The organism is Stutzerimonas kunmingensis, assembly GCF_002929225.1.
In the GTDB taxonomy this organism is placed as follows: Bacteria; Pseudomonadota; Gammaproteobacteria; order Pseudomonadales; family Pseudomonadaceae; genus Stutzerimonas.
The window spans coordinates 301,681-314,890 of the sequence record NZ_PISM01000020.1 but is presented as its reverse complement, the minus strand read 5'-3'; the positions used below and the strand labels follow the sequence as shown (position 1 = coordinate 314,890).

Annotated in this window: 9 protein-coding genes and 1 pseudogene; 9 read left to right on the top strand and 1 reads right to left on the bottom strand. The window is 64.3% G+C overall.

Annotation, left to right across the window (positions count from 1 at the left end; translation table 11 throughout):
• Window positions 1–2 precede the first annotated feature (2 nt).
• The 7 genes from ectA (at window position 3) to trhP (ending at window position 6,660) form a co-directional block, all read left to right on the top strand.
• Window positions 3–518: a diaminobutyrate acetyltransferase gene (ectA, locus tag CW305_RS16130; protein WP_003297792.1), complete on the top strand. Its 516-nt coding sequence runs from the start codon at window positions 3–5 to the stop codon at window positions 516–518.
• Window positions 515–1,792: a diaminobutyrate--2-oxoglutarate transaminase gene (gene ectB, locus CW305_RS16125; RefSeq protein ID WP_104098396.1), complete on the top strand. Its 1,278-nt coding sequence runs from the start codon at window positions 515–517 to the stop codon at window positions 1,790–1,792. The genes ectA and ectB overlap by 4 nt, the downstream gene beginning before the upstream one ends.
• Window positions 1,793–1,802: 10 nt before the next feature.
• The gene (locus tag CW305_RS16120; protein WP_003297794.1) at window positions 1,803–2,204 is read left to right on the top strand and encodes an ectoine synthase; all 402 of its coding nucleotides are present in this window, start codon (window positions 1,803–1,805) and stop codon (window positions 2,202–2,204) included.
• Between the two features lie 68 nt (window positions 2,205–2,272).
• Window positions 2,273–3,181, top strand: coding sequence for an ectoine hydroxylase (gene thpD / locus CW305_RS16115; RefSeq protein WP_104098395.1), 909 nt, complete (start codon window positions 2,273–2,275; stop codon window positions 3,179–3,181).
• Window positions 3,182–3,335: 154 nt separating this feature from the next.
• The gene (locus tag CW305_RS16110; protein ID WP_090522661.1) at window positions 3,336–4,766 is read left to right on the top strand and encodes an aspartate kinase; all 1,431 of its coding nucleotides are present in this window, start codon (window positions 3,336–3,338) and stop codon (window positions 4,764–4,766) included.
• Window positions 4,767–4,940: 174 nt separating this feature from the next.
• Complete coding sequence (locus tag CW305_RS16105) at window positions 4,941–5,159, top strand: HP1242/YdcH family protein (RefSeq protein WP_041015392.1); 219 nt, start codon at window positions 4,941–4,943, stop codon at window positions 5,157–5,159.
• A 127-nt stretch (window positions 5,160–5,286) separates the two neighbouring features.
• Window positions 5,287–6,660, top strand: a complete 1,374-nt coding sequence (gene trhP / locus CW305_RS16100) for a prephenate-dependent tRNA uridine(34) hydroxylase TrhP (protein ID WP_023444810.1) — start codon at window positions 5,287–5,289, stop codon at window positions 6,658–6,660.
• A 33-nt stretch (window positions 6,661–6,693) separates the two neighbouring features.
• Here trhP and CW305_RS16095 read toward each other — a convergent pair.
• A pseudogene (locus CW305_RS16095) lies at window positions 6,694–9,547 on the bottom strand (putative bifunctional diguanylate cyclase/phosphodiesterase).
• Window positions 9,548–9,802: 255 nt separating this feature from the next.
• Here CW305_RS16095 and uvrD point away from each other — a divergent pair.
• Together uvrD and CW305_RS16085 are read left to right on the top strand one after the other, a co-directional pair.
• The gene (gene uvrD / locus CW305_RS16090; RefSeq protein WP_104098394.1) at window positions 9,803–11,992 is read left to right on the top strand and encodes a DNA helicase II; all 2,190 of its coding nucleotides are present in this window, start codon (window positions 9,803–9,805) and stop codon (window positions 11,990–11,992) included.
• Between the two features lie 73 nt (window positions 11,993–12,065).
• On the top strand, window positions 12,066–13,169 hold the full coding sequence (locus CW305_RS16085; RefSeq protein WP_104098393.1) for a TRAP transporter substrate-binding protein: 1,104 nt from the start codon (window positions 12,066–12,068) through the stop codon (window positions 13,167–13,169).
• Window positions 13,170–13,210 lie beyond the last annotated feature (41 nt).

Here is a 13,210-nt window from a genome sequence, read left to right as displayed (position 1 = left end):
TAGTGCTCCGTCGCCCAACCGACGGCGACGGTTACAACCTGCATCAGCTGGTGGCGCGCTGCCAGCCCCTCGATACCAATTCGGTCTACTGCAACCTGCTGCAGTGTTCCGATTTCGCCGACACCGCCATCGCCGCAGAGAACGCCCAGGGCGAACTGGTTGGTTTCATCTCGGGTTACCGCCCCCCTGCCCGCCCGGACACTCTGTTCGTCTGGCAGGTCGCCGTCGATAGTTCGATGCGCGGTCAGGGCCTGGCCCTGCGCATGCTGCTGGCGCTGACGGCCCGTGTGGCCCGTGAGCACGACGTGCGCTTCATGGAAACCACCATTTCCCCGGACAACGCGGCGTCGCAGGCACTGTTCAAGCGGGCATTCGACCGGCTGGGTGCCGACTGCACCACGCGCACGCTGTTTTCCCGCGCAGCGCATTTTGGCGGTCAGCACGAGGACGAGGTGCTCTACCGCGCCGGCCCGTTCACCGTTTCCCATCTAGAAGAAGAGCTCAAGGAGCACGCATGAAAACTTTTGAACTGAACGAATCCAAGGTTCGTAGCTACTGCCGTTCCTTCCCCGTGGTCTTCAACCAGGCCCAGGGTGCCGAACTGGTCACCAGAGACGGCAAGCGTTACATCGACTTCCTCGCTGGTGCCGGCACGCTCAACTACGGGCACAACCACCCGGTGCTCAAGCAGGCGCTGCTCGAGTACATCGAGAGCGACGGCATCACCCACGGCCTGGACATGTACACCGAAGCCAAGGAGCGTTTCCTCGAAACCTTCAACCGGCTGATCCTCGAGCCGCGCGGCATGGGCGACTACCGCATGCAGTTCACCGGCCCGACCGGCACCAACGCGGTCGAGGCGGCGATGAAGCTGGCGCGCAAGGTCACCGGGCGCAACAACATCATCAGCTTCACCAACGGCTTCCACGGCTGCAGCATCGGCGCGCTGGCCGCGACCGGCAACCAGCATCACCGCGGCGGCTCCGGCATCAGCCTCACCGATGTCAGCAGGATGCCGTACGCCAACTACTTCGGCGACAAGACCAACACCATCGGCATGATGGACAAGCTGCTCTCCGACCCCTCCAGCGGCATCGACAAGCCCGCCGCGGTGATCGTCGAGGTGGTGCAGGGCGAAGGCGGACTGAACACCGCGTCGACCGAGTGGATGCGCAAGCTCGAGAAGCTCTGCCGCAAGCACGAGATGCTGCTGATCGTCGATGACATCCAGGCCGGTTGCGGCCGCACCGGGACCTTCTTCAGCTTCGAGGAAATGGGCATCCATCCGGACATCGTGACCCTGTCCAAGTCGCTGTCCGGCTATGGCCTGCCATTCGCCATGGTGCTGCTGCGCCCCGAGCTGGACCAGTGGAAGCCGGGCGAGCACAACGGCACCTTCCGCGGCAACAACCATGCGTTCGTCACTGCTGCCGCAGCCGTCGAGCACTTCTGGCAGAACGACGAGTTCGCCAACAGCGTGAAGGCCAAGGGCAAGCGCATCGCCGACGGCATGCAGCGCATCGTCCGCCGCCACGGTCCGGATTCGCTGTTCCTCAAGGGCCGCGGGATGATGATCGGAATCAGCTGCCCGGATGGCGATATCGCCTCCGCCGTCTGCCGTCACGCCTTCGAGAACGGCCTGGTGATCGAAACCAGCGGCGCCCACAGCGAAGTGGTCAAGTGTCTCTGCCCACTGATCATCAGCGAAGAGCAGATCGACCGCGCACTCGCCATTCTCGACAAGGCCTTCGCTGCCGTGATGAGCGAGCAGACCGAAAACCAAGCTTCCTGAGGTATTTGCAATGATCGTCAGAACCCTCGCCGAGTGCGAGCAGACCGACCGCAAGGTCCACAGCAAAACCGGCACCTGGGACAGCACCCGTCTGTTGCTCAAAGACGACAACATGGGTTTCTCGTTCCACATAACCACCATCTACGCCGGCACCGAGACGCACATCCACTACCAGAACCACCTGGAGTCGGTGTACTGCATGAGCGGCAACGGCGAGATCGAGACCATCGCCGACGGCAAGATCTACAAGATCGAACCCGGCACGCTGTACATCCTCGACAAGCACGACGAGCACCTGCTGCGCGGCGGTAGCGAGGACATGAAGATGGCCTGCGTCTTCAACCCGCCGCTCAACGGCAAGGAAGTACATGACGAGAGCGGCGTCTATCCGCTGGAGGCTGAAACCGTCTGATACCGGTTTACCGGGGCGGCCATGGAGCTGCCCCACCATCACAAGAAAAGGAGGTAAGCGTGAACCCTATGCAAGCCGACCTGTATCCCTCGCGCCAGGAAGACCAGCCCAGCTGGCAGGAACGCCTGGATCCGGTCGTCTACCGCAGCGACCTGGAGAATGCGCCGATAGCGGCGGAGCTGATCGAGCGTTTCGAGCGCGACGGCTACCTGGTCATCCCCAACCTGTTCAGCGCCGACGAAGTGGCGGTATTCCGCGCCGAACTCGAGCGCATGCGCCAGGACCCGGCCGTCGCCGGCTCCGGCAAGACCATCAAGGAACCTGACAGCGGCGCCGTCCGCTCGGTGTTCGACATCCACAGCGACAACGAACTGTTCGCCCGCGTGGCCGCCGATGAGCGCACCGCCGGCATCGCCCGTTACATTCTCGGCGGTGATCTGTACGTGCATCAGTCACGGATGAACTTCAAGCCCGGCTTCACCGGCAAGGAGTTCTACTGGCACTCGGACTTCGAGACCTGGCACATCGAGGACGGCATGCCGCGCATGCGTTGCCTGTCCTGCTCGATCCTGCTGACCGACAACGAGCCGCACAACGGCCCGCTGATGCTGATGCCCGGCTCGCACAAGCACTACGTGCGCTGCGTCGGCGCCACGCCGGAGAACCACTACGAGAAGTCCCTGCGCAAGCAGGAGTTCGGTGTGCCCGACCAGAACAGCCTGAGCGAGTTGGCCAGCCGCTTCGGCATCGACTGCGCCACCGGCCCTGCCGGCAGCGTTGTGTTCTTCGATTGCAACACCATGCACGGCTCCAACGGAAACATCACACCCAGCGCGCGGAGCAATCTGTTCTACGTCTACAACCACGTGGATAATGCCGTGCAGCCGCCGTTCTGCGAGCAGAAACCCCGCCCGGCCTTCGTCGCCGAGCGCGAAAACTTCAAGCCGCTGGACATTCAGCCGCAACAGTATCTCTGAGGCGATCGGGCGCGTCTGATGACGGGCCCGATCCCCCGGCTTGGCCGATCGCTTATTGGCCCAGGGATGAACTCACTTCCAGCTCGTTGATCGACAGGTGCGCCAGCCGCGCCGGGCCCGTCAACGGCCTGCCAGATTCGGACGCAATAAAAAGATGCATACCGTAGAAAAGATCGGCGGCACGTCGATGAGCCGCTTCGAGGAAGTCCTCGACAACATCTTCATCGGCCGCCGGGAAGGCGCAGCGCTGTACCAGCGCGTCTTCGTCGTCTCGGCCTACAGCGGCATGACCAATCTGCTGTTGGAACACAAAAAGACCGGCGAGCCCGGCGTCTACCAGCGTTTTGCCGATGCCCAGAGCGAAGGCGCCTGGCGCGAGGCGCTGGAAGGCGTGCGCCAGCGCATGCTGGCGAAGAACGCCGAGCTGTTCAGCTCCGAGTACGAGCTGCACGCCGCCAACCAGTTCATCAATTCGCGCATCGACGACGCCAGCGAGTGCATGCACAGCCTGCAGAAGCTCTGCGCCTACGGCCACTTCCAGCTCTCCGAGCATCTGATGAAGGTGCGCGAGATGCTCGCCTCCCTCGGTGAAGCGCATAGCGCCTTCAACTCGGTGCTGGCGCTCAAGCAGCGCGGCGTCAACGCGCGCCTGGCCGACCTCACCGGCTGGCAGCAGGAAGCGCCGCTGCCGTTCGAGGAGATGATCGCCAGCCATTTCGCCGGCTTCGACCTGAGCCGCGAACTGGTGGTCGCCACCGGCTACACGCATTGCGCCGAAGGCCTGATGAACACCTACGACCGTGGCTACAGCGAGATCACCTTCGCACAGATCGCCGCCGCCACCGGCGCGCATGAAGCGATCATCCACAAGGAATTCCACCTCTCTTCCGCCGACCCGAACCTGGTCGGTGCCGACAAGGTGGTGACCATCGGCCGCACCAACTACGACGTCGCCGACCAGCTGTCGAACCTCGGCATGGAAGCGATCCACCCGCGCGCGGCCAAGACCCTGCGCCGTGCCGGTGTCGAGCTGCGCATCAAGAATGCCTTCGAGCCCGAGCACGGCGGCACGCTGATCAGCCAGGACTACAAGAGCGAGAAGCCCTGCGTGGAAATCATCGCCGGGCGCAAGGACGTCTTCGGCATCGAGGTGTTCGACCAGGACATGCTCGGCGACATCAGCCACGACATGGAAATCAGCAAGCTGCTCAAGCAGCTCAAGCTCTACGTGGTGAACAAGGACTCCGATGCCAACAGCATCACCTACTACGCCTCCGGCTCGCGCAAGCTGATCAACCGCGCGGCCAAGTTGATCGAGGAGAAGTACCCCGCGGCCGAGGTCACGGTGCACAACCTGGCCATCGTCTCGGCGATCGGTTCGGACCTCAAGGTCAAGGGCATCCTGGCCAAGACCGTGGCGGCGCTCGCCGAAGCGGGCATCAGCATCCAGGCGATCCACCAGTCGATCCGTCAGGTGGAGATGCAGTGCGTGGTCAACGAAGAGGACTACGACGCCGCCATTGCCGCGCTGCACCGCGCGTTGATCGAGCCGGAAAACCACGGCGACGTGATCGCCGCGGCCTGATCCAGGCGCAAGACCGAAACGCCGGGCTCGTCCCGGCGTTTTGCTGTCCGGCTTCCCGACGGCGCATGACGCGGGTCAATACCACAGGCAAGCACCGGTACGACCATGGAAGCACCAGGCAGCTCGGCCCGAGCCGATCTGCCCAACCCGCTCATCCATGCCGCAGGAGTTGCCATGTTCCCCGAGTACCGCGACCTGATCACCCGCCTGAAGGCGGAAAACAAGACCTTTGCCCGCCTGTTCGACGAGCACAACGAGCTGGATCAACGGGTCAAGAACATCGAAGCGCACATCGTCCCGGGCACCGATAGCGAGGTCGAGACCCTGAAGAAGGAGAAGCTGCAGCTCAAGGACCGGCTCTACGCCATGCTCAAGGAAGCGCCCGCCGCCTGATCCTCGGCGCCCCGCTCAGGCGGGGCGCCATTGCGCCTCACCCCGAATATCGCAGACGACGCGCAATCGACCGCCGAGCGCAGTAAAATGCCGCGCTTCTTCGATGCCCTCCTGCGAGTCCCGCGCCATGAGCACCCCCTACCGCACCGAGCTGCTGTCGCCTGCCGGCACGCTGAAATCCATGCGCTATGCCTTCGCCTACGGCGCCGATGCGGTGTACGCCGGGCAGCCGCGCTACAGCCTGCGCGTGCGCAACAACGAGTTCGACCATGCCAACCTCAAGCTTGGCATCGACGAAGCACATGCACTGGGCAAGCAGTTCTACGTGGTGGTCAACATCGCCCCGCACAACGCCAAGCTGAAGACCTTCATCAAGGACCTGGAGCCGGTGGTGGCGATGGGACCGGATGCGCTGATCATGTCCGACCCCGGGCTGATCATGCTGGTGCGCCAACACTTCCCGCAGCAGACCATCCACCTCTCGGTACAGGCCAATGCGGTGAACTGGGCGACGGTGAAGTTCTGGGAGAGCCAGGGCGTCAGCCGCGTGATCCTCTCCCGCGAGCTGTCGCTGGAGGAGATTGGCGAGATCCGCGAACAGGTGCCAGGCATGGAGCTGGAAGTGTTCGTCCACGGCGCGCTGTGCATGGCCTATTCCGGCCGCTGCCTGCTGTCCGGCTACATCAACAAGCGCGACCCCAACCAGGGCAGCTGCACCAACGCCTGCCGCTGGGAGTACAAGACCCATGAGGCGAAGGAGAACGAAGTCGGCGACATCGTGCACAAGTACGAGCCGATCGTCGTGCAGCCGGCACAAACTCCCAGCCCCGACCCAACCCTCGGTATCGGCGCGCCGACCGATGAGGTATTCCTGCTCGAGGACAGCAGCCGTCCGGGCGAATTCATGTCCGCCTTCGAGGACGAGCACGGCACCTACATCATGAACTCCAAGGACCTGCGCGCCGTGCAGCACGTCGAGCGCCTGGTGCAGATGGGCGTGCACTCGCTGAAGATCGAAGGCCGCACCAAGAGCCACTACTACGTGGCGCGCACTGCGCAGGTCTACCGCAAGGCCATTGACGACGCCCTCGCCGACCGGCCATTCGACAAGTCGCTGATGGATACCCTCGAATCGCTGGCCCACCGCGGCTACACCGAGGGCTTCCTGCGCCGCCATGTGCACGACGAATACCAGAACTACGAGCGCGGCTTCTCGCTCTCCGAGCGTCAGCAGTTCGTCGGCGAGCTGACCGGCGAACGCCGCAACGGCCTGGCCGAGGTGACGGTGAAGAACCGCTTCGCGGTTGGCGACAGGCTGGAACTGATGACGCCGCAGGGCAACCTCAACCTGCGCCTGGAGCAGCTGGAGAACAAGCGCGGCGAAGCCATCGAGGTGGCTCCGGGCGACGGTCACACGGTCTACCTGCCGGTGCCGGAAGACGTCGATCTGCGCTACGCGCTGCTGATGCGCGAGCTCGAAGGCAGCACCACCCGCGGCTGACGCCGCTACGGGCGGCGCGTTACCGCGTCGCCGCTAGCGCAGTAATTCGGCGAACTGCTCGGCCGGCACCGGCGGGCTGAGCAGGTAGCCCTGAATCTCGTCGCACTGGTTGGCCTTGAGGAAATCCATCTGCGCCTGGGTTTCCACCCCCTCGGCCACCACCTTGCGCTCCAGGCTGTGGACCATGGCGATGATCGCCCGGGTAATCGCCGCATCCTGACTGGAATGCTCCAGCTCACTGATGAACGAGCGGTCGATCTTCACGTAGTCCACCGGGAAGCGCTTGAGGTAACTCAGCGACGAGAAGCCGGTGCCGAAGTCGTCGATCGCCAGCCTGACCCCTAGCGCTCGAAGTTGCTCGCTGATGCTGATGGCATTGTCGATATCGTCCAGCAACTGGCTCTCGGTCAGCTCCAGCTCCAGCATCGTCGCCGGCAGGCCGGTTTCCTCGAGTACCTGGCGCACCAGGCTGACGAAATTGCCCTGACGCAGCTGCTTGACCGAGAGGTTCACCGACACGCGAATCTCCGCCAGCCCGTCCTGCTGCCACTGGCGTGCCTGGCGGCAGGCCTCGCGCAGGACGAACTCACCGAGCGGAATGATCAAACCGGTTTCTTCCGCCAGCGGAATGAAGTGCGCCGGCGCGACCAGCCCGCGCTGCGGATGACGCCAGCGCACCAGCGCTTCGGCGGCCTCCAGAGCATCGTCGGCCAGACTCAGACGTGGCTGATAGAAGACTTCCAGCTGGCCGACTTCCAGCGCTTTGCGCAGCTGATTCTCCAGCTGCAGGTACTGCATGCTCGACGCCTGCGGCCGGTCGGTGAAGAACTGCAGCGTGTTGCCGCCCAGATGCTTGGCCTGCTGCATGGCCATGTTCGCCTGGCGCAGCAGCACTTCCGCGTCACGGCTGTTGTCAGGCATCAGGCTGACACCGATGGAGGCGCTGATGACCAGCTCCTGCTCATCGATGATCAGCGGCTTGCGGATTCGCTGCAGCAGCCGGCTGCCCAGATGCGCCAGGCTGCTGAGGCTGCCGTAGGCGTCGAACAGCACGACGAACTCGTCGCCGGATAGCCGCGCGATGGTGTCAGCATCGGCCAGGGTCTGGGTGATGCGCCGCGACATCTCGCGCAGCAATGCGTCGGCGGCCTCGTGCCCGAGGCTTTCGTTGAGCAGCTTGAAGCGGTCCAGATCGATGTAGAGCACCGCCATATTGCGGCCGTTGCGGCGCACCCGCTGGCAGGCCTCGTGCAGACGCTCCTTGAGCAGGCCGCGGTTGGCCAGCCCGGTGAGGTCGTCGTAATGGGTCAGGTAGCGCAGACGCTCTTCGATCTTGCGCCGCACGCTGAGGTCGGAGATGAACGCGACCACATGGGTGACACTGTCGTTGGCATCGCGCACTTCGCGCAGCTGCACCCACTGCGGGTAGACCTCGCCGCTCTTGCGGGTCTCGATCAGCTCGCCCTGCCAGTGACCGTGCAGTTCCAGCGCTTCACGCATGGTCTGGTACTGGCGCTGGCTCTCCGGCGAGCCGGCGATGCGCGCCACGCTGTGGCCGAGCAGCTCCTCGCGGCTGTAGCCGGACAACGCGCAGCAGGCGTCGTTGACCGCCAGCACGCGGTAGTGATCGTTCATGATCACCATGCCTTCGCTGGCTGCTTCGAACACCGTCGCTGCCAGGCGCTGCTGTTCGGCCTGGCGGCGCAGCTCGCTGATGTCACGACGGGTGCCGATCATGCCGCAGGGCGCGGCCAGCGTCGTCGCGCTGGATCACCCGGCCACGGTCCTCGAGCCAGATTTCGCTGCCGTCGGCGCGCAATGCACGGTATTCGACGGCAAACTGCTCGGTTTCGCCCTTCAGGTGCGCGATCAGGATGGCGCGCACGCCTTCCAGATCCTTGGGATGGATGTCCGGCAGTGGCGAGCCATCCTCATCGTGGCGGTGCTGCCGGCCGATGCCGAACACCACCTCCAGACGGGAATGATGAACATGGTTGTTCTGCAGATCCCAGTCCCACAGGCCGAGGCCACTGGCGTCCAGCGCCAGATTCAGCCGCGCCTCGCTTTCCCCCAGCTCTTCGGCGAGCTGCGCGAGTTCTGCGGTGCGCTCGGCGACGCGTTGTTCGAGGCCATCGTAGGCACTGCGCAGCTGCTTTTCGGCATGGCGGCGCTGCTCCACTTCTGACGCCAGACGACGATTGAGCTGGTCGGCTTCGCGGCCGGCGGTTTCCAGCCGTTCGATCAGTTGCTGTTTGTGAAGCCGCTGTTCGAGTCCGTCGTTCACCAGCCGGCTGATCTGCCAGCCGATCAGGCTGAGGGTCGCCAGCACGATCATCGCCAGCAAGCCCCAGCCCTGCTGCAGCGGATGGCTGCTGGTCATCAGCAGAAGGCCGGTCGGCAATAGGCTGGGCACGGCGAAACTGAAGAAGGCGGGCAGGCAGACCCCGTAAGCGACGCTGGCGGCCACAACGACCGAACCGATCAGTCCGTACAGCAGCGCCTGGGTAACGAAGACATCGGCCGGCACCAGCACGACCATTGCGTAGCACAGGCTCAGCGCAGACGCGCCACTGCCGAGCAGAAAGCGCCAGCGCCAGCACGGCGCGGCTTGCGCCTCAGGGCTGGCCCGATTGAAGGCGAAGATCTGCTGCAAGCGCAACAGTGCCAGCGCGCCCATCCAGCCCAGCCACAGCCCGAGCTCGATACCCCCCTGTTCGCCCCAGAGCACCACGCCGAGAACCAGCGTTGCCAGCAATAACAGCCAGGCAGGTACGCGCGAACCTCGATACAGCAGCCGGGTGCGCTCGGCAACGAGATCGGCCGCCGACGCCCCGCGGGACAATGGCTGTGTTGATGCCGGGCCGGCAGCTCGGATGGAATCGGTCATGAATATTGTTCTAGTAATAACTGCACCTAAAACAGGTTCCCTCGGAACCATACCACCGTCGATAATGGCACGTTGATGGCGTCGCGTCATACCATGGTGCGTCGGAAAAACGGCGATCGGTACTCCAGCCGACCAGCGGAAGGTTCCACCAGGCGCGATCGACCAGGACCGCGCCCGCGCCGGTTTGCCGCAGACTGCGCTTTCGAATGGACCGCAGGGCGAGCGCAGCGCAGGCATTTCCAATAGAATGCCGCGATGCATGACGATCTCTCTCTCCTCCTGAATTCCCTCAACGATGCTCAGCGCCAGGCCGTGGCCGCGCCGCTTGGCCGCCAGCTGGTATTGGCTGGTGCCGGCTCGGGCAAGACCCGCGTTCTGGTGCACCGTATCGCCTGGCTGCACCAGGTCGAGCGCGCCTCGCTGCACTCGATCCTGTCGGTGACCTTCACCAACAAGGCTGCCGCCGAGATGCGTCAGCGCATCGAGCAGCTGCTGCACGTGAACCCGCAGGGCATGTGGGTGGGCACCTTTCACGGCCTGGCCCACCGCCTGCTGCGCGCGCACTGGCAGGAAGCCAAGCTGGCGCAGAACTTCCAGATCCTCGATTCCGACGACCAGCAGCGGCTGGTCAAACGGGTGATCCGCGAACTCGGCCTCGACGAGCAACGCTGGCCGGCGCGCCAGGCGCAGTGGTGGATCAACGCGCAGAAGGACGAAGGCCTGCGTCCGCGCAACATCCAGGCCGGCGGTGACCTGTTCCTCGCCACCCAGCTGAAGATCTACGAAGCCTATGAAGAGGCCTGCGCCCGCGCCGGGGTGATCGATTTCTCCGAGCTGCTGCTGCGCGCCCTGGACCTGTGGCGCGACCACCCGGGCCTGCTCGATCACTACCAGCGGCGTTTCCGCCACGTGCTGGTGGACGAATTCCAGGACACCAACGCCGTGCAGTACGCCTGGTTGCGGCTTCTGGCCAAGGGCGGCGAGAGCCTGATGGTGGTCGGCGACGACGACCAGTCGATCTACGGCTGGCGCGGCGCGCGGATCGAAAACCTGCACCAGTTCAGCCAGGATTTCCCCGACGCCGAAACCATCCGCCTGGAGCAGAACTACCGCTCCACCGCCTGCATCCTCAAGGCCGCCAACGCGCTGATCGCCAACAACCAGGGCCGTCTCGGCAAGGAGCTCTGGACTTCCGGCTGCGAGGGCGAGCCGATCAGCCTGTACGCCGCGTTCAACGAGCACGACGAAGCGCGCTACGTGGTCGAGAGCATCGAGAAGGCCATCCGCGACGGCGTGAGCCGCAGCGAGATCGCCATCCTCTACCGCTCCAACGCCCAGTCGCGGGTGCTGGAAGAGGCGCTGCTGCGCGAGAAGATTCCCTACCGCATCTACGGCGGCCAGCGCTTCTTCGAGCGCGCCGAGATCAAGAACGCCATGGCCTACCTGCGCCTGATCCAGACCCGCGACAACGACGCGGCGCTGGAACGGGTGATCAACGTGCCGGCGCGCGGCATCGGCGAGAAGACCGTCGAAGCACTGCGCCAGCTGGCGCGTGATCAGGGCCTGTCGATGTGGGCGGCGCTGCATCAGGCGGTCGGTACCAAGGCGGTTTCCGGCCGCGCTGCCAGCGCGCTGAACGCCTTTGTCGAGCTGGTCGATACCCTGGCGCTGAAGGTCGAAGGCATGCAGCTGCACAGCATGGCGCAGCTGGTCATCGAGCAGTCCGGGCTGCTTGCCTATCACCGCGACGAAAAGGGCGAGAAAGCCCAGGCGCGGGTGGAAAACCTCGAGGAACTGGTCTCCGCCGCGCGCGCCTTCGACAGCTACAGCGAAGAGGACGACGACGTCCAGTCACCGCTGGCGGCCTTTCTCGACCACGCCTCGCTGGAGGCCGGCGAACAGCAGGCCGGCGACCACGAGGACAGCGTGCAGCTGATGACCCTGCACAGCGCCAAGGGCCTGGAGTTCCCGCTGGTGTTCCTGGTCGGCATGGAAGAAGGCCTGTTCCCGCACAAGATGAGCCTGGAGGAATCCGGCCGTCTGGAAGAAGAACGCCGCCTGGCCTACGTCGGCATCACCCGCGCCATGCAGCAGCTGGTGATCACCTACGCCGAAACGCGCCGGCTGTACGGCAGCGAGACCTATAACAAGATCTCGCGTTTCGTCCGCGAAGTGCCGCCGGCGCTGATCCAGGAAGTACGTCTGAGCAATACCGTGACGCGCTCGTTCAGCGGCAAGAGCATGAGCGGCTCGTCGCTGTTCGACGGCGCCGGCGTGCCGGAAACGCCGTTCAGCCTCGGCCAGCGTGTACGCCATTCGCTGTTCGGCGAAGGCACCATCCTCAACTTCGAAGGCTCCGGCGCCCAGGCGCGGGTGCAGGTGAATTTCGAGGACGAGGGCAGCAAATGGCTGATGCTCAGCTACGCAAAACTTGAAGCCCTGTGAGGTTGACGCTAACGTCAACCCGTCATACCGACAAGCCATTCCTATAAGAAGAATCTTCCAAGGATACCGACCCATGAAACGCCGCCATCTGTTCGGTGCTGCCGCTGCCTTGCTTGCCACCCTCGGCCTCGCCGGTTGCAACGACGACAAGAAAGTCGAAACCACAGGCCAGCAGGCCGCCAGCGAACCCGCCAAGACCTACACTTGGAAGATGGTCACCGCCTGGCCGAAGAACTACCCGGGCCTGGGCACCGCCGCCGAACGTCTGGCCGATCGCGTCAAGGTGATGAGCGACGGCCGCCTGACCATCAAGGTCTATGCGGCCGGCGAACTGGTCCCGGCGCTGGAAGTATTCGATGCCGTTTCCCGCGGCACCGCCGAAATGGGCCACGGCGCCGCCTACTACTGGAAGGGCAAGGTGCCCACCGCGCAGTTCTTCACCTCGGTACCGTTCGGCCTGTCCGCCATCGAGATGAACGCCTGGCTGAGCAAGGGCGAAGGCCAGAAGTTCTGGGAAGAGGCCTATGCACCTTTCGGCGTGAAGCCGATGGTGGTCGGCAACACCGGCATGCAGATGGGCGGCTGGTACAACAAGGAAATCGATTCGCTGGACGACCTGCGCGGGCTGAAGATCCGCATGCCGGGTCTCGGTGGCGAAGTGCTGGCGCGTCTCGGCGCAACCACCGTCAATCTGCCCGGCGGCGAAGTGTTTACCGCGCTGCAGACCGGCGCGATCGACGCCACCGACTGGGTCAGCCCGTACAACGACCTGGCCTTCGGTCTGCACAAGGCCGCCAAGTATTACTACTACCCAGGCTGGCAGGAGCCGCAGGCGGTGCTGGAGCTGCTAGTGAACCAGAAGGCGATGGACACCCTGCCCGAGGACCTGCAGGCGATCCTCACCGAGGCGACCCGTGCGGCCAGCCGCGACATGATGGATGACTATGTCTACAACAACGCCCTGGCGCTGGACCAGCTCAAGCAGCAAGGCGTGGAGCTCAAGCGCTTCCCCGACGAAGTACTCGGTGCCATGCAGGAGCAATCGGAGCTGGTGCTTGGCGAGCTGGCAGCGCAGAGCGAGCTGAACGGTCGCATCTGGGCCTCGATGAAAGCCTTCCAGGAACAGGTCAAGCCGATGCACGAGATCTCCGAGAAGGAGCTGTACAACTGGCGCTAAACCCGCTGCAGCACAGAACGGAGCCGTCAGGCTCCGTTTTC

What these genes read in the sequence shown, in the direction of transcription:
- ectB (WP_104098396.1), top strand. Translation starts at nt 515, where the DNA reads ATGAAAACTTTTGAACTGAACGAATCCAAGGTTCGTAGCTACTGCCGT.
- CW305_RS16120 (WP_003297794.1), top strand. Translation starts at nt 1,803, where the DNA reads ATGATCGTCAGAACCCTCGCCGAGTGCGAGCAGACCGACCGCAAGGTC.
- thpD (WP_104098395.1), top strand. Translation starts at nt 2,273, where the DNA reads ATGCAAGCCGACCTGTATCCCTCGCGCCAGGAAGACCAGCCCAGCTGG.
- CW305_RS16110 (WP_090522661.1), top strand. Translation starts at nt 3,336, where the DNA reads ATGCATACCGTAGAAAAGATCGGCGGCACGTCGATGAGCCGCTTCGAG.
- CW305_RS16105 (WP_041015392.1), top strand. Translation starts at nt 4,941, where the DNA reads ATGTTCCCCGAGTACCGCGACCTGATCACCCGCCTGAAGGCGGAAAAC.
- trhP (WP_023444810.1), top strand. Translation starts at nt 5,287, where the DNA reads ATGAGCACCCCCTACCGCACCGAGCTGCTGTCGCCTGCCGGCACGCTG.
- uvrD (WP_104098394.1), top strand. Translation starts at nt 9,803, where the DNA reads ATGCATGACGATCTCTCTCTCCTCCTGAATTCCCTCAACGATGCTCAG.
- CW305_RS16085 (WP_104098393.1), top strand. Translation starts at nt 12,066, where the DNA reads ATGAAACGCCGCCATCTGTTCGGTGCTGCCGCTGCCTTGCTTGCCACC.